Origin of the sequence: Nitrosopumilus cobalaminigenes (assembly GCF_013407145.1) — an archaeon.
GTDB lineage: Archaea > Thermoproteota > Nitrososphaeria > Nitrososphaerales > Nitrosopumilaceae > Nitrosopumilus > Nitrosopumilus cobalaminigenes.
The window spans coordinates 1022231-1041669 of sequence record NZ_CP026993.1 but is presented as its reverse complement, the minus strand read 5'-3'; the positions used below and the strand labels follow the sequence as shown (position 1 = coordinate 1041669).

Below are 19439 nucleotides of genomic sequence, written 5' to 3'. Positions count from 1 at the left end.
AGTTTTTTTAATAGAACGAATCTACGTTAATGAGAAGTCATGAAACTATCTACTAAAATGAAAAAAGCCCTAAATGATCAAGTGACTCTTGAAGCCTCTGCTGCAAATAGCTATCTGGCAATGGCATCTTGGTGTGAAGTTACTGGATATCAGGGGGCTGCAGATTATTTCTATGCCCAGTCCGATGAGGAGCGAACACATATGCTAAAAATAGTTCGTTATCTTAATTCACTTGGAAGCATTGCAACAATTCCTGCAACAAAAGCTCCGTCTGGCTCTTACAAGTCTCTTGAACTGTTAATCAAAACTGCTTTGAAAAATGAACAAGCTGTAACAAAAGCAATTCATCATATGGTTGAGATTGCTCAAAAAGAAAAAGATCATTCAACATATGTTTTCCTAGAATGGTTTGTAAACGAACAAGTACAAGAAGAAACAAAGTTTGAAACAATTTTACAAAAGTTTGATCTTCTTGGTAGAGATAAACTGGGCATTAATGAGATTGACAAGTTTCTTGCTACAGAGGCTACTGCACCTGCAGATCCTGTAGCATAATTTTTCTAAAATAATTAATACCTCATAATTTTCAGGCATACTATGACCGTTACTGTAACTAGAAAACCAGGTGGTGTTACTCAATTATTTAACACTGAAACTGGTAGAGTTACTTACAAGTGTAAGGCCGAATCTGCATACATGCTCATTGAGGCCTTTGGGGGAATTGTAAAATTCAATCAAAAAAATGCAATAGCGACTGTCACTGGACATATTACTGAACTTGAATCCTGTGATGTGTTAAAGAAAGGTCATTCAGAATACAAGGAAGCATTGATTGCTATTATATCGGCACATAAGGAATTTGCACAACATGTTTCTGATTCATATCAGAAAGAAATTCAAGAATTAGAAAATAAATTATCTGCCCTTTAATTTTAACCATAAATCATACAGTGTTCGCATTCACAAACTTCTTGCTCTTTTGATTTCTTTAGACATTTTTTGTGTTGACCTGCTTGGCATTGAACACAAATTTCTTCAATGTTCTCTACGCTGGTGTATTTTTTAGATTGATCAAATCCAAAACCCCCATCTTGTGGTCCTACCATGTATTTACTGCATTGAGGTTCTATTTCTACTTCACTAATTGATTGCTGATTTTATTGCCTTTTGCAAATCTTGCTTTTGTGTTTCAATGATTCCTCTGATTTCAAAAGTGTCCACATAACCTCCAGCTGATGCTCTTGTTGCTTTAAGCAAGTAATGCAAAGATCCTTCTTCGATTTTCCCTACATAATATCCATATAGAAAATCTATTTCGTTTTCACATTTCCAAATTTGTTTTATTGCTGGAAATGTTTGTTTAATTTCTGTTGGGATTTCTAAAATTCTTCTTTGAATGTATTGATCTAATGATTTTCTAATTGTAGAATCTTGTAGCAACTCAAGTGTAAATTGCAATCCCTTGCATTTTAGTCCTTTTTCTTTTTGTCTTTTTTGTTATCGCCTGGATTATCCCACATGTGCATTGTACCCCTGACCATAAATGAGCCTACAATTATGGCTACCAATCCTGTAATTACAAATAAAAATAATTTCCCGACATCTTTGATACTAGACACACCGTTTTCTCTCCTACTGTCTAATTATAATTGCCTAAGATAAGCAATTAGATTCAATAATGAGTTTGAGAATTTCCAATTAGATGTCTAAAATTAAACAAATTGCTGCCTGGATAGCAATTATTGGTGGTGGAATAGGGTTTTTCTTCTTCTCTATTGAGATGGCTGAATTCATGCGTTAACTGTGAAAACTAAATACATTCTATTCTAAAATTATCATTATGATTACTGAGGAAATCAAAAACTTTCTAAATTTACAAAAACTTGCTTATGTCGCAACTGTGACATCTGATGGGAAACCAAACATTTCTCCAAAAGGTACTGTAATTGGTTGGAATGACGAGACGTTGGCTTTTGCAGATATTCGCTCTCCTGATACTATGAAAAATCTTAATGGTAATCCCTTTGTTGAAATCAATGTAATTGATCCTCTACTTAGAAAAGGATACTTGTTTCAAGGAAAGGCAAGAATTCTTCATGAAGGAATTCTATATGATGAAATTATAAATCATTATAGGACAAGTGGAATAAAAAGTCCAATTGATTCTATCGTATTAATTGATGTATCAAGTGTTTCCCTTGTAACTTCTCCGCTGTATGACCTGGGAATTTCTGAAGAAGAAATAAAATCAAAATGGAAAAAACATTTTACAGATTTATGATTCGTCTGGTTGATTTGTAATTTGCTTTAGTTTTTCTAATTCTTTTTTGGTACTTTCATGCTCTTCTCTTTCTTTTTCCAAAAGTGTTTGCATTGCATCAAGTTCTTTTTGTGTAGTGTTGAGTTTTGATTTTAACGAGCCTACAACTGCACTTGCAGCCTCTATAATTCCTTCAGAACTTTTTGGATTTTCACCCGAAATTCCAATTTGCTCTTTTTCAGATGGTGTTAGGATGCTGGTATCCTCAAACGTGTCTTTTTTATCTAATTCTTGTTTTGCATTGTATAGTCTTGAATTTGCCTCTTCTAGTTCTTTACCCACTTCGACTTGTTGTTTTCTAATGTTGTGCAGTTTTTTCTCTTCTTTTGCAATTTGCTCTTTAATTTCTTCATGTTTTTTTGTAACCTCAACTAATTCTTCTTTAATTTTTGAATGGTCTCCTTGGGTTTTCTTGAATTTGTCAATTGACTCTGTATCTTTAATTAATTCTGATTTTTTACTTCTCTCTCTTGTTTCTCTGTATTCTCGTTTAATGATGTCTAATTCCATTTTTTTCTGATTAAGTTCTTTCTTTACTAACATCAAACTGCCAACTGTTGAATCATATTCTTCTTTTACAGTGGTGATTCTCTGAGTAATTTGGTCTAATTCCTCCTGTTTTTCTCTGAAATTATTTTGTAATTTTTCAACTTCTGATTCAAGTTCTGTTTTTAGAACTGCTTCTTCGTTATCCTCTATGGTTTCTTCTTCTACCTTTTTCTTACCGAAAAATCCCATATCTCTAGTCGTCTTTCTCCAAAAGATGAACCTTTCTTATCCTTTCTTTCGCCATCTGAAGAATTTCAGATAAAATCCTACACTTCCAATAACAATTCCTGCAATCCATGCAATTGGACCTAATCCTGTGGCTGTGGTGACCTCCTGAGGGGCAAGAAACAGCAATAATGCTCCTAGAATGATTAGTGCAAATCCTCCACTATTTTTTGATCTATTATGTTCTCCGTGAACCATGATTATGTATACTCTGAAAGTGTTTTTGCTACTTGTTTTCTTCCAATGTCTGAAATGAATGGCCCTATCTTTGGACCTCTTGAAGTTCCAAGAATTATTTGATATAATATTTTAAAGAAATCTTTAGGTTGTACATCATTTGATTTTGCAATTTGGTATATTGTATTTTGAATATCCTCTAGTTCTTTATCTCCTCCTAATTCATCAACTAGTAATTTTAATGCCTTTTTTGCAGTATCATCTAATTCCACTTCTGTTTTTTCTTGTTCATCGAACTCATCAGAATAATTTCCAGCAAGTTCAATGAGTTTTTCTATTTCTGGTTCTGGATTTTTGATTACACCATAATCTAATAATTTTTTCATTACTCTCTCTGCTCTGTTTTCTTTGAAAATTTTTGCCAATTCAATAACTAGCCTATAGTTTACATGTGTGCTTGATTGTTTTGGAGGGTTTAGGAGATTCACATATTCAAACAATCCTTTTGATTTTGTTAATTTTGCTTGGTTGTCTACTTTGATTCTACCAAAGTAAATATCTTCTAATTCATTATATTCTGCCATTAACCCTGGAATGTCATCAAATCCTAACTCTCTTGCACCTGTAATTCTTTTGTATAGTAATAATAGAATTGATTTTGGAGAACCAAATTCTAACCATTTTTGTGCAGTGATTACATTGCCTAATGATTTTGAAATCTTTTTTCCTCCCTTGTCTAGGAACATTTCATATTTTACATGATGAGGATGTGGAAATCCTAAAATTTCATCTGCTACCCAATCATTGACTTTGACTGAATCCATAATGTCTTTTCCATATGCTTCAAATCTAATGTCAAAAGCAGTCCATCTTGCTGCAAATTCTACTTTCCAGGCTAATTTTCCAAGATCCTTTCCAATATCTGCTTCTCCTATGTGGCCACATCCTTTGACCATTTTTCCACCTATTTCCGCATCATGACAAGTGTACTTTACTTTCCTTTCATCTGCAATGTATTCAGTAGCTTCTGCTGTATAGAGACGATTACAATTTGCACATACGGGGAAATATGGTAGATATTTTTGATATTTTTCCTGACCTACTAGTTCTGAAATTTTATCTCCAATTTTGGTACTGTTTTGTAATATTGTGTGGATTTGATCTTTTAGTAATCCTTGTTTGTAAGTATCAACTGCCCTTCTGAATTCGTATTTTATTCCAACTTTGTCTAATCCTTCTAAAAGAATACTACTCATGTGCATTCCATAAGAGTCGTGACATCCGTAAGGATCTGGAATGAGTGAAACAGGTTTTGCAATGTGTTCTTCTAAACCAAACTTTTGCATGCCTTCTGGAATTTTTCTCAATCCATCAAGATCATCTGAATAAGCGATTAATTCTGATTTGTATCCTAAATTCTCTAATGCTAATTTTACACCGTATGCCCTGACTGCATCCCCCAAACTACCAATATGTGGAATTCCTGATGCTCCAAGACCGCTTTCAACTCTTAGAAGATCAGTATTTCTTCCAAGTGCTTTTTCACGTTCAAGTAACTCTGATGCTAATTTATCAATCCAAGTTCCTTTGCCGATTGTTTCTTGCTCTACCATTTCTTTTCACTAGTTCAATGTCTTGGACATGTATGGCCCATATAACGAATACCCTAATTTTTGATAATACTCTCTTGTGCCAACTGCACTGATTACTAAAATTTTCTTTGCATCAAATTCTTCTCTGGATATTTTTTCAGCTTCTTTCATCAAATTCTTTCCTAATCCTGAATGCTGTATTTCATCTCCACCTTTCTCTCCAAGCTTTAATGATTTTCCATACACGTGAATTTCCCTAACAATACATGTGTCTTGATCAATTTCATCTCTGTGTGCATCAATGCTTGGTTTCCTTAATCTCAAAAATCCATAAATTGATTCGTTTTTGTCCTCATATGACAAGAAAACTTCCTTTCCTCCTGAGGAATCATAATTAATTCTGTTTAATTTTACGTCTCCTCCGTCTGTTTTCTTGTTTGAAAGCCCTGCCTCTCTACATCTGATACATTTGCAAGATAGTCCCTGTTTTGCAAGATTTTGGTGCACGATTTGTCTCAAATTCCCTGATTTTGGGCCTGCAATGATTTCTTTTGGCGAAATCTCTCTCTGAACTCTCATGATTCTGACCCATTTTGGAATGTCCTTTTTAGCTTCAGTTAGAACTTTGATCATATCTTCATCTGAATATGGTATGTATTTTCCTTGTTTGTGTTCTTCATACAGTGGAGTATTTTCAATTACTAATGAAGGATAAATTTTCAACATGTCTGGACGTAATTGGGGATCTGAAAATAATTTCTTAAAATCTGCAATGTCTCCTTCTGGCGTCATTGTGGGTAGCCCTGGCATCATATGTGCAACAATTTTGTATCCTGCATCTTTTGAAATCTGAAATGATTCTACTACGTCATTATAGTTGTGTCCTCTGTTTACTATTTTGTAAACTCTCTCTTGTAATGACTGAACTCCGATTTCAATTCTTGTTATTCCATAACTTAACATTAAATCAACATGTTCTTGTTTACAATAATCTGGTTTTGTTTCAATTGTAAATCCTACATTTCTTATTGCTGCATGTTCATTGTTTGATTTTGCTTCTTCCAAATCTTTTGAATCTGTATCGTTTAGGGCATCATAACATGATTTGATGAAATCTTTTTGATAGTCTTTTGGCATGAACAAAAATGTTCCACCGACAATGACGATTTCCATTTTTGATGGGTCATGCCCAAATGCAATTAATTTTTCAATCTTTGATGTAATTTGTAATTTAGGATCAAATTCATTTTCAATTGCGTTAAGAGATGATGGTTCTTTACCTGTGTAACTATTTGGAGAATTAAATTCAATTCCTCCTGGACAATATGTACAACGACCATGTGGGCATGCATATGGTTTTGGCATCAATGCAACTACTGATACTCCTGATGCAGTCTTTGCAGGTTTTCTAAGTAATACTTTTTTTAATTTATCAAAATCTGATTCTTTAGCCATAGATAGAATCTCATAATTTCTTGGAATTCTCTCTAATGCATATTTTGTACAAATTTTTATAATTTCTTCTTTAACCTGTTTTTTACTTGGTTCTTGAATTGTTAGCAAATTCTGAGTAATCTCATTACATGCTTTGGATAAGACAGGATCTAACTTATTCATGAATATTCACACTGATCTGGACATAAATTCGTTAAATAATTTGGGATACTTGACGTCTATCTACGCCTAGTTGTCTTTCTTTTAGGCTTGGAAACCTTTCTAGCTGGTTTTCTTTTTGCAACCTTTTTCTTTGCTGCAGTCTTTCTAGCTGGTTTTCTCTTTGCAACCTTTTTCTTTGCTGCAGTCTTTCTAGCTGGTTTTCTCTTTGCAACCTTTTTCTTTGCTGCAGTCTTTCTAGCTGGTTTTCTCTTTGCAACCTTTTTCTTTGCTGCAGTCTTTCTAGCTGGTTTTCTCTTTGCAACCTTTTTCTTTGCTGCAGTCTTTCTAGCTGGTTTTCTCTTTGCTTTTTTTACAATACTTTTTTTGATATCTTTTAGTTGGTTTAATTCTGATTGCATTCTTTTAATTTCCGCAATTATTTCTGATCTAAATGAATCGTTGTTTGCCTCTGACATGAGTTGACCTGAAGAATTTTCTATGTAATTTAAGACTTGTTGATGATTTATTCTGGTTTTTGCTCTATGCTTTTTCCAGATGCTATATCATCCCCATTTCCTTTTCTTTGCTCTTTTCTATATTCCATTTTAAGCCAGATTGGTGTAATGATTGTAGTAACTGCAACCATGATTACAATCGTAGAGTATACTTCTGATGTTAGAATTCCTGCTGTCACTCCAACTCCTGCAACAATCAATCCTACTTCACCTCTTGAAATCATTCCAATACCTACTCTCATTCCTTGTGCCTTACTTTTCAAAAAGAACATTGCTGGTAATCCACAACCGCCTAATTTTGTTACAACTGCAACTAAGATAACTACGGCACTTATCATTAATATTTCAAAGTTAACTGCTCTTAGGTCTACTTGTGCACCTATGATTGCAAAGAACAATGGTGCAAAAATTAATCCTATTTTTCCAATATAGTTTTCAATTTTTTCAAATACTTTGGTAGTTGATAATGCCATTCCTACCGCAAACGCTCCTACAATCGGTGATAGTCCAATTAAGCCTGCTAGTGCTGCCGCGCCAAAGAACGACGCAGTCGCTATTCCTTCCACACTTCCCTTTGCCTTCCATAGTCTTGGTGTAATGATTTTTGGAATTACCACTACTGCAACAACTAGCATTATTGCAAAGAATCCTAATACTTTCAAAATTGTGATTGTGACTTCTGTAATGTCGATATTGTCAACCCCTCCATCTGAACCTGCAATTGATGATACGACTGATAATACTGCAATTGCTAAAATATCATCTACCACTGCTGCTCCAATGATGAGTCTAGCTTCTGGTGTTTTGATTTTACCAAATTCACTTAACACTTGAATTGAAATTGCAATACTTGTTGCAGTAAGTGCTGTCGCAATTAACATCGATTGTAATGCATCAAATCCAAACATTTGGAATACTACAAGACCTGCAAAGAATGGAACTATTACTCCTAACGCTCCAACAGTAAATGACGCTTTACCTCCTCTGAGAAATTCCTTTGGTGTCATTTCTAACCCTGCCATAAACAAAATGACAATTGCACCCATCTCTCCTAAAATTTTAATTTCATCGTTAATGTGTAAAAGCTGTTTCCCATCTAGTATGAAAAATTGTCCTAATGCAAATGGACCTACAATCATTCCAGCTAATAATTCTCCTAAAACAATTGGAAGTTTTAATCTAAGGAAAAGCTCTGCCATCAGCTTTGCTGCAAATAGAAGAATGCCTACTCCTATGATTGTTTCAATGAAATGTGCTTCTGCTGCCATCTTTTCCTGTTTACTCCTAAAAATTCTGTCATATAAGGTGATATCGAGTCGAAAATAATTTTGCTATTGTTAATTTAAGCAATTTTTGTAGAATTTACAAAAACTCCTTTCTTGGAAATGATCTGTCCTATTTCCTGACTTGAGATCTTGTGCTTTTTGAAAATTGATTTGATTCTTGTTGCTTGATCTTTAGGTGCAACCACGCAGAATCCTACACCCATGTTAAACGTCTTGTACATTTCTTCAGGCTTTACTCCTTGTTCCTCTACTAGTCCCATGATTGGTGGGATTTTTGGAAGTGAATCAATATCGTATCCTATGTTTTTCAGGCGTAATAATTTGGTAAATGCTCCCCCTGTAATGTGGGCAAATCCGTTGATCTTACATTTTTGATTAATCTCTAGAACTGGTTTTGTATAAATTTCAGTTGGTTTGAGTAATGCGTCGCCTATTACTCCTACACCTTTGACTTTGTCTTTGACAGAATATTTTGTTAATAATGCCTTTCTTGCAAGAGAATATCCGTTTGAATGGATTCCTGAACTGTTTACTCCAATGATTATATCACCTGCTTTGATTTTATTTCCTAAAACCATTTCTTTTTTCTCTAACATCCCTACAACCATTCCTGCCAAATCAAATGCAAATCCTTTACCTTCAATTACATCTGGCATGATGGCAGTTTCCCCGCCAACAATTGGCATTGCTGATTTTTTTGCACCTGTTACCAAACCTTCCACAATTTTTTTGAAAATCAACACATCATTTTTGTTTGCAGCAATGTAATCTACAAATGAAATTGGTGTTGCACCAATACAGATTATATCATTAACATTCATTGCAACACAATCAATTCCTATTGTGTTGTATTTTTTCATCATATTTGCAATCACAACTTTGGTTCCAACACCATCAGTGTGTGTAGCTAAAAGTTTTCCTCCTGGGATTTCTACAATTCCTGCATAATGACCAAATCCATGTGTCATCTTGGCTTTCTTTTGCAGCTTGTGAGTTGATGAAATTAATTTTCCAATTGCTTTTTGACTTTGTTTAATTTTAGAAATGTCTACACCTGCTTTTTTGTAGGTTAAGGCCATAGTTTGTTGCTCATCTGATGTGAATAAAAGAATTTGCCCTGTTTTTCGATCACATGTACATGCCAGTTATCTCTTCTCTATGCTCTGCATATTTCTGAGATAATTCACTGAATTCCGAATGAATCCTATCACTTTCTTTTTTGAGTTCAGTTGTGTCTATCTTCATGTCATAAAATCGATTTAATGCCTCAATCAATGTGGCAGCAGCTGCCGAATCTGGAGCTTCTTTGTTTGCTTTGGCCAACAGTGTTAATCCTTGAATTTCTCTAACCAGGCATTCATTTAGTATGCCTCCAGGAATACCTGTGATGAATCCCTGGGGAATCATGCTGATGTCTTTGTCCGCCATTGTTCTAACTAGGTCTTCTTCAGCTGCACAGTATGCTTTGTCATCATGTTCAGTACTTGCAACTCCATCTAAAATCACAATTTCTTTAGAGCCCTTTTGTGCTGCCCAGTCTAAAATGGAAGATACCAATGAGTACAGTCCCTCCATTCTCAATGTTATCTCACAAATAATTGCGCAAACTGTTCCTTCCTTGTTTGCATAAAATCGGAAAGGATGTCGTAATCTGCCTCTCATGAAAACAGTTGACGGTGGAAGATATTTTGATCTCATGACTGCAATTTCTCCCATCTCTAATTCTGAAATAATATGATTGATTGAAACTGGTCCGACCAATCCTGCTCCTACAAATCCTGCAAATATTATCGGACTCTTTAATTCTGTCTTTTTAATTTCAAAGACTTCAGCTTCGGGAAATTCTTTTTGCACTGCTTACGTCGATTTGTTCTGATTAATTACTTTTGTTTAATTTATGATTTTTTGAAATATTGGATATTTGTTCGATAGATGTACTAGTTTTTTTAAATATTTTTTAAAATAAACATTCCTGATGATTTGCTCTATTTGTAAAAAAGAAATGCATTTGTCTGAAGGGCTGACAGAATTTGATAACAAAAGATGTCATGTTTCATGTAAAGAAAATTTTGAAAAAGAATGGAGAAAAAAACAAGGCTTAGAGCCATTTTGACCCTCTATTTCAATAATAATTTAAAATTCCTCTTTTTCTTTTTCAGATTCATCTAAATAGTGTAATTTACTATGATATGATGAAGTAAATGCCCTTTCGTAAAGTTGCTGTCGCAATTATCACTCCTAGACATACCAAGACTTCTTTTGACCTTGGTCTTGAGATGGCTAAGAAATTTGACTCTGAATTAACTGTTATAGAATGTATGTATAAGACACCCCCAAAATTTTATTTCTTTGAAACAAAGTCTGATAAAAAAACTACCCAAAATCAGACGGCCAAACTCAAAGCAGAATTGGAGACTTGGAAGAATCTTGCCCAAAAACAAGGAGTTCCAATTAAAACAAAATTGGCATTAACTGACAATATCTCACATTGGGTAATTGATTATGTAAAAGATAACAAGATTGACTTGTTAATTGTGGATTATCCAAAATTATCTATGGAAGAAATTACTTTGTTTGATGATATCATAAATGTGATTCATCACAAATCACACTGTCATCTTTTAACAACAAAATCTCTTTGATCAAATCAACATATGTAGTCGTTTTTTTGCATGAATAGATTCAGCATTACTCTTCCCTTGTCTGTAATTGTATAGATCACGTTTGAACCCTTTGCTTCTTTTTCTATGAATTTGTAATCCACACACAAGTGCAAATAGTTTAGAAATGATTTTTTCATTCTAATCTTTGACTTTGAATACAAATCAGAGAATGTCATAGGGTTGCCTCTCAATTGGTATAGTAATTTCAATAAAGATAACGTGCTGTAATCTTTTGTTCTTGCTTTTACTGCATCGAGAACTTGCTCATCTCTGTGGATGATAAAATCATCGAATTGGTCTGCCACTTCTAGTGGTACGTATGTTAGTCTTGCTCGCATCATACCGTATAGTACGGTACATTACCTTATTAGTGTTTGACATGAGATTTGTTGATCTTCTCAGCTGATTTTTTTACACCTGATCGTGCCTAGATCGGATATTTTCAAAATTAGCTTGAATTGTTTGAATTGTGAAATTATAGTATATCACCTGATTTAAACAACCAAAATCCAAATTCAATTTGTGGAAATTGCAATAAGTGCTGTATTGACTGTAGTTGGATTAGTTATGTTGTGTTTTGGTGGTAACTGGCTAGTTAGCGGCGGTGTGGCAATTGCAAGAAAGTTTCGTATCAGTAACTTGGTAATTGGAATGACTATTGTAGCATATGGTACATCAACTCCTGAACTTGCAGCAAGTGTTGCAGCAGCTGGAGAGCATAGTGCAATAATTCTTGGAAATATTATTGGAAGCAACATTGCAAATGTTGGAATGGTTATTGGCGTTGCAGCAATTATGGTTCCACTTGCAGTAAGCAAGTCTACATTACGAAAAGACATTCCAATTATGCTTGGCGTTTCATTTTTACTGGTTTTGTTATCTCTTGATGGAGAAATTTCTCAATATGATGGCATAATACTACTTGCTGGTTTGGGTGTATTTGCATATTATACATTAAGGGACGCAATGAAACAAAGAGCCAAAAACAAGAAAGAAAATAATGTAGAAATTGAACAAGGGAATAATAATCTCTATCTAAAATCTGCAGGACTAATTGGAATTGGTATTGTTTTGTTGTATGTTGGTGCAATACTTACAGTTGACAATGCAGTAGTTTTAGCAAAAGAGTTTGGATTGTCAGAAAAAATAATTGGCTTAACTGTAATTGCAATTGGAACCTCCCTTCCAGAATTAATTACATCAATTATTGCAATTAGAAAAGGCCATGCAGATATTGGAGTTGGAAATATTATTGGAAGTAACATTTACAATATTTTGATGATCATGGGAGTTGGTGCGGCGCTAGGTGGAGTGATGGTTGGTGCTGATGTCTATGTAGATTATGCAATCATGATTGTTTTCAGTCTATCCTTATTGATTGCGATGAAAACTGGAATTATTGGCAGAGCCATGGGCATTGCTCTGACGATAGGCTATGTTTCATACTTGATAGTCACGTTTTTCAAGTAATTTGTGCCTGAATTCCAGGTTTAGATGGAATTTACTGCAATATTTTCTGCCTTTATTGATGGTGTAATTGATGGCAGAGATGCCCACTGGATGACGTTTCTTTGATTATTTCCAATGGCTGAAATATTTTTCATCATTGTTGGCAAGTTATGAATTATTCTAACTGATTTGCCTGGACCAATTATCTCTCCGTTTTTGATAATTCTAATCCCACTTCTTGCAGTACATGAAAAATCCCCTCTGATTGGATTTACCGCATACGTATACCATAATCTCCCCACCAATATTCCGTGTTTTGTATTTTTTATCATCTCGTCTTGAGATTGGTCTCCTGGAATAACTTTGAGATTGTGTGGGGCTGACATTGGAATTGGTTCTGCACTTCTTCCCATTGGTGAACCTGGTCGTGATGCATTGCCTGTTGACTCTGCACTTTCTTTGTAACTATCAAAGAGATTAGAATACGTATTTTTGAAAACGCCTTTCTCTATTAGACTCTTTTTCCTAGTTTCAATTCCTTCGTCATCTATTGACTTTGTTCCAATTCCTTCTGGAGTATGTGGGTCATCAACCAAACTAAATTCATTTACTGCAATCTTTTTTTCAAAATTATTTGAAAAGCAACTTTTCTTTTCTCTAAATGTTTTAAAATTGAAATTTGCAGCAACTACAAATGCCAATAATTCTCCAACTGAATATGGTTCAAAAATTATAGAATATGTATCTGAATCTATTTTTTGTGGGTTTATTGATTCTACACACATTGTTTTAGCGTCAATTCCTATTTGTTCTGAAGAAAAGTTTGCCAATGTTCGTCCACTTGCATGTCCTATTCCTGATACGGAGATTTCTCCTAGTTCGGATTCTGCATTAATTATTCCTGAAATGTATGTGGCTTTATCATTGAAATTTAATCCATTTGAATTCACCAACTCAAAATTCTCTGATACAATATTTAGCGATCCTGTAATCGTATTGATTTTTTCATTATTGGCTGAATTAATCATACTTTGTGCGATATCCATACTCTTGGAGCCTGAAATCTGATCTAGCTTCTCATCAAACGTGCCTTCTAGAGTTTTTTGTTCTACTTTGTGTGGCAATCCTCCCCAAAACTCTCTTGGTTTAAGATTCATCAATGCCTTTGCCGCATTATCGATTGTTTGCTCTATCTCTTCTTCGTTTGTTGTTTCCAATGATGTGATTTTTTTATTTTGAATTAATCTAATTCCAAAACTCTCATCAAAATTCTGTTTAATTTCTGCAATTTCTGAATCTGTTATTCTTACAGTTGTGATTTTTTTCTTTACATTAACAATATCGCATTCATCTATTCCTATTTTCTTTGAATGACTGAGTGCCTTTTCTAAGGCTGACAAATTATTGTTTCCTAGGATTTGTATAATTGAATTTGTTTATTTTTATCAATTCTACATATGATCCAAACTGTGAATTTGTAACTGTATCAAGCTTGTCTTCGACTTCTTCATCGCCATCAAATCTTTTTAGAATTTCATAGTGTGTGTTTCTCTCAGCTGGTACCCTTCCGATTTCTTTTACCATTCTTCTAATTTCTTTAGGCTTTAGTAATTGACCGTATTCTGAACCCGCAGAAGTTGAGATGCTTTCGTTGATTAGAGTTCCTCCAAAGTCATTTGCACCCCACATTAGCAAAAGCTGTGACATTTTTTGCCCTTCCTTAACCCATGACATTTGTAAATTATCTATGGAATTGTTCAGCATTATTCTAGAGACTGCGTGGGTAAGTAAAACATCATTTCCACTTCCACCTTGTCTTATTCCTTCATGTAGTTCATGTTTGTACATTGGTGCTTCAGTATGGATGAAGTTCAACGGAACAAATTCTGTAAATCCTCCTGTTTCTTTCTGAATTTCCCTTAGTCTTGCAATGTGTTTTACTCTATCTTCCAGTGTTTCTAAATGTCCAAACATCATAGTTGAGGTTGTATTGATTCCCATTTTGTGGGCACTTTTGATAACTGTCTCCCAATCCTCTACGCTAATCCTTCCTGGCGAAATCTTGTCTCTTAATTTTTGATCTAGAATCTCAGCTGATGTTCCTGGAAGTGTATCGACTCCTGCTTCTTTCATTCTTTTCAAAAATTCTGGAATTGAAACATTGGAGCGAGTGGCACCATATAGAATTTCTTCAGGGGAAAATCCATGAATGTGAATATCTGGAATCTCTTTTTTGATGTCACTGCAAATTTTCTCATACAAATCTCCTTCCATGTCTGGTGGGAGTCCTGCTTGAATGCAGACTTCAGTTGCTCCTAACTGATGCGCCTCTTTTGCTCTGCGTACAATCTCTTCATTAGGTAGGAAATATCCTTCTTCTTCTCTAAAGTCTCTACTAAATGCACAAAAACCACATTGTTTGATGCAGACATTTGTGAAATTGATATTTCTATTAACTACATATGATACTGTGTCTCCTACCCTTCTTCTTCTTAGTTCGTCTGCAACTAGACCTACTAGGTGGAAATCAATTCCGTTGACTTTGAATAATTCTAATCCTTCCTCAGATGATATCTCTTTTTCAGATAATGCGTTATTGAGAATATTTGCTACTACAGGATCGGCATTTTTGAAAAGTGAATCTATGTTGATTGTCATCTCCAATATTCCTCTTTTACGAATCCTTCCTCATCTTCAATGATTGATATCTTATCTCTTAACTCTTTGCTAATAAAAGAAAAGTATTCTGGGTATACTGGGAATCTACATTTTAAATCATAGCCTGCATTTTTGGAATATTCATCAACTTTTTTAATTTCTGGCCAAGCAAATTCTGGATTTACAAAATCAGGTGTTAACGGGGAGATTCCTCCCCAGTCATTAATTCCTACAGTTAAGAAACTCTGATATGATTTTGGTGATAGGTTTGGAGGGATTTGAATATTCATTTGTGGCATGATGATTCTAGATAATGCGACAACTAGTTTGAAATATTTTTCATCTGCAGATGGCTCATCTTTCATCTTTGTATCTGGTTTTGGTTGAAAGTTTTGCAAAATTACTTCCTGAATATTTCCATGTTTGTCGTTTAGTTGTTTAATTGCTAATAATGAATCAATAATTTCCTCCATTGTTTCTCCAATTCCTACAAGAATGCCTGTGGTCATTGGAATTCCAAGTTTCCCAGAGTTTTCTAAAATTTCTAATCTTGCTTTTGGTCTCTTACTTGCTGCTAAATGATGTGGCATTCCTTTTTCAGTTAGTCTTTCACTAACATTTTCAAGCATCACTCCCATTGATACATTGGTTTTTTTTAATTCCTTCATCTCGTCATAATTTAGATTTCCTGCGTTTGTGTGTGGGAATAATCCTGTCTCTAATGCCAACTCTGAGGAATGAATTAGATATTCTACAGTTGATTTGAATCCATTTTCTTTTAACCAATCTCTTGCTTCTTGGTATTTTTGTTCAGGTGCTTCTCCTGTTACAAAAAGTGCTTCTGTACATCTGTATTTCTTTGCAAGTTGTAATAATTCTGATATTTGCTGCTTTGACATCAAAGAAAGTTTTGCTTCTCCTGGCTCTGATTTGTAAGTACAGTAAGAACAAGTATCTTTACATAAATTAACAATATTGAAAAATGCTTTTTTAGAAAATGTCACTGAATCTTTTTTGAATTTTTTTCTTAAATTTTGTGAGACTGAAAATAGATCATTTGGATTGTTCATTGCTTTTTGATAAATCTCAGTTACTTCTTGGCGAGATACTTCTTTGTTCTCTAAAATGTTGTTTAAACTCTCAGAGTCAAAGACAAGATTGTTCAACAGAAGGATTTCTAGATAAGAAGTATTTATGCTTGTATTGGATTAATTTCCATTTGGTCTTTCATCAAGTATGATTGTGACATTTGTTGTTCTACCGTCCCTTAGAATTTCCAAAACCATTTCATCTCCTACTGATTTTACCCTTTGCAGATGAATCAAAATATCGTCAATTTTTCTAACTTCATTGCCGTCTACTGCTAAAATCACATCTCCTCCTACTGGATAGTTTACTCCATCAACTGTAGTTGTTTTGTTTGAACCAATTAATCCTGCATTAAATGCTGGACTGTCCTCTACAACTGTAATCACTAGAAATCCAATTGCATCTTTTAGGTTTAGGACATTTGCCATGTCTGGATCAATATCCCTGCCGGCAATTCCAATCCATGGGTGTTTGTATTCTCCTGTTTCAACTAATGTCGGAACAATTTTCGCAACTGTTTGTGATGGAATTGCAAACCCTACACCTGTAAATTCCCCTGTTGCTGATTGTATTGCTGTATTAATTCCTACAATTTCTCCGCGCATGTTTAGTAGTGGTCCTCCTGAATTACCTGGGTTGATTGCAGCATCTGTTTGAATTACGTCAGGTATTTGATAACCTGAACCTGAAGGGAGTAATCTCCCTAGTTGACTAACAATACCTGAAGTCATAGAGCCTGATAACCCAAATGGATTTCCAATAGCTGCAATTCCTTCCCCCACTTTGAGATTAGAAGAATCCCCGATTAATAACGGATTAAGTAAAACTAAATCTGCGTTAACCTTGATTACTGCAATATCTGTATACTCGTCAGTACCAATAATGTCTGCATTGTATGATCTGCCATCAAGAAAAGTAACTACTACTTTGTTTGCATTTTTGACAACATGTGCATTTGTAATTATGTGTCCTTTCTTATCAAAAACAAATCCTGAACCCACTCCTCCTGATGTGTCTTCAGTTTCGCCTCTTTGAACATTCACTCTGACAACACCTGGCTCTGATTTTTCAAAAATTTCAATTAATGACAAACTCTTTGAAAACATTGGAGTTACTTCCCCTACTGTGTTAGTCGAATGTCCGTTAGTTACAGAAATTTCTGGCTTTAGTGATTCTGGTGGAGGAATAAACAACACTGCAACAATGGCAATTACTATGGCAGCTCCTATGACCCCACCTACAAACACACCTGATTTGTCCATGAGATTTTTTATTCGCTATTTTCTATCTAAAAGGCTTGCTATACACTGATTGAACTTTGAGAATGATCTTTCATGGAATAACTTCTACCTCTCCAAGTGACTGATGATGTTCTCTTTGCTTGGAGTAATCCACTTAGAAAACCCAATACTACTACAAAACTACCTAGTGGTGCAAATAATGCATATGCCAACTTTAACTTTAGTCCTACTTTGACTTCGATTATTGCACCAATGTAAATCAAAATTGATGCAATTGCTGATGTGATACAAACTACTTTTCCAGAAATAGATTCTATTGGTAGTGAGGCAGAAAATGCAAATATTGGAAATGGGACAAATAACAAAAATACTATTGCAAAAAATATCCCAATTGCAATTTTTCCACTTTGCAGATACAATGGAACCATTAGACGCTTTAGCGCATTCCACAAAGTACTCTTATCACGTGCCCAAATAGCCTCAATAAGGTGTTCACCGCGAACCATCTTCATTTTATATCCTGACTCTTTGACTTTTTTTCCTAATGCACCATCTTCAATAATTTCGTGTTTTACTCCTTCATGCATGCCAATTTCTTCATATGTAGTTTTTTTCAAAATAAAGAAACTTCCAAAAAAATACCCTGTCTTTTTTGCTGGATTGTTTACATTTAATGCAGAAAATCTTGTATGCAAAAATGTAGAAATCATTGGCAGTGTGATGTTTGTCCAAAAATCAAATGTTAGCATTTTTGGAATCGATGACAATGCATCTAAATTAAAAGAGTTCAAATGAGTTACAGCAAGTGTTATGACATTTTTTGCATGAGTGGTATCTGCATCAGTGAATAGTAACAATTCCCCCGTTGCTTTATTGTAACCTTCCATGCATGCCCAGTTTTTGCCCATCCATCCATCAGGTTTAGGTCTTGCAGAAACTGGAATTACATTGGAATGTTTTTTTGCATATTCAGAAATTATTTTCCATGTGTCATCTACTGATGAATCATCAATTACGATGATTTCATAATTTTCATAATCTTGATTGGTTAGAGAATCTAAGCATTTACCGATAAATTCTTCTTCATTTCTTGCTGGAAGAATTATTGAGACTTTGGGATTTGTTTTTGATGTGTTTTCAAATTTATCCAAATATGGTGTCAATCTAAAAGAATCAACCATTGATTTGATAAGAAATATCCAAGCCCCACAAATTCCAATTAAAATTGCTGCTAATGAATAATTGAAAATGTCTACAAGTAAATCCATGAAACCTATCTCTCGATTTCTTCTTTGATGCTTTGCATGGCTTGCTCGGTTCCACTTTTGATATGCTTCTTAATCATGCCTGTAAACATCCCCATCATGCCAGTTAACCTAATGTCCCAAAACGTGGTAAGTGTAGTTTTATCGTTTTTCTCTGACAATGAGACTATTTTTTCACCGTCAATGATACCTTTTGTGAATTTTGCATGAATTTTCTCTTTAGGAAAGATTTTCACTTGTTGCAAACATTTTTGATCTCTAAAAGCAATTGTAACTTCTCTGTTAACTGTGTCTCCTTCTTTTGAAATATTTCTGACTTCTTTAGTTCCCTTCCAAAATTTTGGTTCATTGTCTATATCTGAGACAACGTCCCATACTTTGTCAATACTTGCATCAATTTCAACTTCTACTTCGATTGTAGCCATGCTCTAGAATCATTTAGTCCGCATTAAATATATTAGATTCCAACAACATTTGAAATAGACTGTGATGGGTAACATGCCTAAAATCCGGAACATTAACTCCAGTTCCAATGGCGTTTGCCATTCTTCCGTCACAGTCACTTAAAATTTAAAAAGAAAATGAAACCGACAAAATACATGCCAAAAATTGAAACATTAGATGGTGCTGGTTTTTGGAAAAATGCATATGCGCATCAACGAGGAAAATTATTGAAAAAAGTAAATGTCCCTGAAGATCAAATTATTGAAATGGTGAATAAAAAATACATGGAGATTCCTGCTGCATTAAGATATGAAATTGAAACTAGTGGGATAAACAAAAAAGATTTACAATGACATTCGAAATTCATTTT

The 19439-nt window shown here is 34.4% G+C and carries 25 protein-coding genes; 7 read left to right on the top strand and 18 right to left on the bottom strand.

The features are described from left to right. The first annotated feature begins 39 nt into the window (after positions 1-39). Positions 40-555 carry a ferritin gene (locus C5F47_RS06435; RefSeq protein ID WP_179360282.1) on the top strand — a complete coding sequence of 172 codons (516 nt, stop codon included), beginning with the start codon at positions 40-42 and terminating at the stop codon, positions 553-555. A gap of 42 nt (positions 556-597) precedes the next feature. Further along, entirely contained in the window at positions 598-930 is a 333-nt protein-coding gene (locus C5F47_RS06430) for a hypothetical protein (protein WP_179360281.1), read from the top strand. A gap of 2 nt (positions 931-932) precedes the next feature. On the opposite strand, the gene C5F47_RS06425 is transcribed toward C5F47_RS06430, so the two are convergent. From C5F47_RS06425 to C5F47_RS06415, 3 genes are read right to left on the bottom strand one after another with little or no spacing between them, the layout of a single operon-like run. After that, entirely contained in the window at positions 933-1106 is a 174-nt protein-coding gene (locus C5F47_RS06425; protein ID WP_179360280.1) for a hypothetical protein, read from the bottom strand. Between the two features lie 34 nt (positions 1107-1140). Next, positions 1141-1440: a hypothetical protein gene (locus tag C5F47_RS06420; RefSeq protein WP_179361808.1), complete on the bottom strand. Its 300-nt coding sequence runs from the start codon at positions 1438-1440 to the stop codon at positions 1141-1143. A gap of 29 nt (positions 1441-1469) precedes the next feature. Next, the gene (locus tag C5F47_RS06415; protein ID WP_179360279.1) at positions 1470-1619 is read right to left on the bottom strand and encodes a hypothetical protein; all 150 of its coding nucleotides are present in this window, start codon (positions 1617-1619) and stop codon (positions 1470-1472) included. Positions 1620-1840: 221 nt separating this feature from the next. Between C5F47_RS06415 and C5F47_RS06410 the strand changes: the two genes are divergently transcribed. Further along, positions 1841-2281 carry a pyridoxamine 5'-phosphate oxidase family protein gene (locus tag C5F47_RS06410; protein WP_246271051.1) on the top strand — a complete coding sequence of 147 codons (441 nt, stop codon included), beginning with the start codon at positions 1841-1843 and terminating at the stop codon, positions 2279-2281. Here the strand turns inward: C5F47_RS06410 and C5F47_RS06405 are convergent. From C5F47_RS06405 to C5F47_RS06370, 8 genes are all read right to left on the bottom strand, one after another. After that, a complete protein-coding gene (locus C5F47_RS06405) occupies positions 2276-3058 on the bottom strand; it encodes a DNA repair protein (protein ID WP_179360278.1) in 783 nt (260 codons plus the stop codon). The two genes, C5F47_RS06410 and C5F47_RS06405, sit on opposite strands and share 6 nt — an antisense overlap. A 36-nt stretch (positions 3059-3094) precedes the next feature. Beyond that, the gene (locus C5F47_RS06400) at positions 3095-3292 is read right to left on the bottom strand and encodes a hypothetical protein (RefSeq protein ID WP_179360277.1); all 198 of its coding nucleotides are present in this window, start codon (positions 3290-3292) and stop codon (positions 3095-3097) included. Positions 3293-3294: 2 nt separating this feature from the next. Continuing rightward, complete coding sequence (gene lysS / locus C5F47_RS06395) at positions 3295-4884, bottom strand: lysine--tRNA ligase (RefSeq protein ID WP_179360276.1); 1590 nt, start codon at positions 4882-4884, stop codon at positions 3295-3297. Positions 4885-4893: 9 nt separating this feature from the next. After that, complete coding sequence (locus C5F47_RS06390; RefSeq protein WP_179360275.1) at positions 4894-6480, bottom strand: elongator complex protein 3; 1587 nt, start codon at positions 6478-6480, stop codon at positions 4894-4896. 56 nt (positions 6481-6536) lie between these two features. Continuing rightward, positions 6537-6935, bottom strand: coding sequence for a hypothetical protein (locus C5F47_RS06385; protein ID WP_179360274.1), 399 nt, complete (start codon positions 6933-6935; stop codon positions 6537-6539). Positions 6936-6982: 47 nt separating this feature from the next. Beyond that, on the bottom strand, positions 6983-8242 hold the full coding sequence (locus tag C5F47_RS06380) for a cation:proton antiporter (RefSeq protein WP_179360273.1): 1260 nt from the start codon (positions 8240-8242) through the stop codon (positions 6983-6985). Between the two features lie 74 nt (positions 8243-8316). Continuing rightward, positions 8317-9339, bottom strand: a complete 1023-nt coding sequence (gene purM, locus C5F47_RS06375; RefSeq protein WP_179360272.1) for a phosphoribosylformylglycinamidine cyclo-ligase — start codon at positions 9337-9339, stop codon at positions 8317-8319. A 49-nt stretch (positions 9340-9388) separates the two neighbouring features. After that, on the bottom strand, positions 9389-10114 hold the full coding sequence (locus tag C5F47_RS06370; protein ID WP_179360271.1) for a proteasome assembly chaperone family protein: 726 nt from the start codon (positions 10112-10114) through the stop codon (positions 9389-9391). A gap of 121 nt (positions 10115-10235) precedes the next feature. Here C5F47_RS06370 and C5F47_RS06365 point away from each other — a divergent pair, with 121 nt between their 5' ends. Continuing rightward, positions 10236-10373, top strand: coding sequence for a hypothetical protein (locus tag C5F47_RS06365; protein WP_179360270.1), 138 nt, complete (start codon positions 10236-10238; stop codon positions 10371-10373). Positions 10374-10461: 88 nt separating this feature from the next. Then, positions 10462-10902 (top strand): universal stress protein, encoded by a 441-nt coding sequence (locus C5F47_RS06360; RefSeq protein WP_179360269.1) that lies wholly within the window; start codon positions 10462-10464, stop codon positions 10900-10902. A gap of 5 nt (positions 10903-10907) precedes the next feature. Here C5F47_RS06360 and C5F47_RS06355 read toward each other — a convergent pair whose 3' ends face one another. Further along, a complete protein-coding gene (locus C5F47_RS06355) occupies positions 10908-11264 on the bottom strand; it encodes a helix-turn-helix domain-containing protein (protein WP_179360268.1) in 357 nt (118 codons plus the stop codon). Between the two features lie 181 nt (positions 11265-11445). Between C5F47_RS06355 and C5F47_RS06350 the strand changes: the two genes are divergently transcribed. Then, positions 11446-12393: a calcium/sodium antiporter gene (locus tag C5F47_RS06350; protein ID WP_179360267.1), complete on the top strand. Its 948-nt coding sequence runs from the start codon at positions 11446-11448 to the stop codon at positions 12391-12393. Positions 12394-12413: 20 nt separating this feature from the next. Here the strand turns inward: C5F47_RS06350 and C5F47_RS06345 are convergent, their stop codons facing one another. Genes C5F47_RS06345 through C5F47_RS06320 form a run of 6 tightly spaced genes read right to left on the bottom strand, consistent with a single transcriptional unit; the run spans position 12414 to position 19050 of the window. Further along, entirely contained in the window at positions 12414-13772 is a 1359-nt protein-coding gene (locus C5F47_RS06345; protein WP_179360266.1) for a TldD/PmbA family protein, read from the bottom strand. A gap of 1 nt (position 13773) precedes the next feature. Beyond that, positions 13774-15030 carry a 5-amino-6-(D-ribitylamino)uracil--L-tyrosine 4-hydroxyphenyl transferase CofH gene (gene cofH, locus C5F47_RS06340; RefSeq protein WP_179360265.1) on the bottom strand — a complete coding sequence of 419 codons (1257 nt, stop codon included), beginning with the start codon at positions 15028-15030 and terminating at the stop codon, positions 13774-13776. Continuing rightward, the gene (cofG, locus tag C5F47_RS06335) at positions 15027-16196 is read right to left on the bottom strand and encodes a 7,8-didemethyl-8-hydroxy-5-deazariboflavin synthase subunit CofG (RefSeq protein WP_179360264.1); all 1170 of its coding nucleotides are present in this window, start codon (positions 16194-16196) and stop codon (positions 15027-15029) included. The genes cofH and cofG overlap by 4 nt, the downstream gene beginning before the upstream one ends. Positions 16197-16238: 42 nt before the next feature. Continuing rightward, complete coding sequence (locus C5F47_RS06330) at positions 16239-17381, bottom strand: S1C family serine protease (protein ID WP_179360263.1); 1143 nt, start codon at positions 17379-17381, stop codon at positions 16239-16241. A 38-nt stretch (positions 17382-17419) separates the two neighbouring features. Continuing rightward, positions 17420-18628, bottom strand: coding sequence for a glycosyltransferase family 2 protein (locus C5F47_RS06325; RefSeq protein WP_179360262.1), 1209 nt, complete (start codon positions 18626-18628; stop codon positions 17420-17422). A 5-nt stretch (positions 18629-18633) separates the two neighbouring features. Continuing rightward, positions 18634-19050, bottom strand: a complete 417-nt coding sequence (locus C5F47_RS06320; protein ID WP_179360261.1) for a type II toxin-antitoxin system RatA family toxin — start codon at positions 19048-19050, stop codon at positions 18634-18636. Positions 19051-19224: 174 nt separating this feature from the next. Between C5F47_RS06320 and C5F47_RS06315 the strand changes: the two genes are divergently transcribed. Further along, positions 19225-19422 carry a hypothetical protein gene (locus C5F47_RS06315; protein WP_246271049.1) on the top strand — a complete coding sequence of 66 codons (198 nt, stop codon included), beginning with the start codon at positions 19225-19227 and terminating at the stop codon, positions 19420-19422. Positions 19423-19439 lie beyond the last annotated feature (17 nt).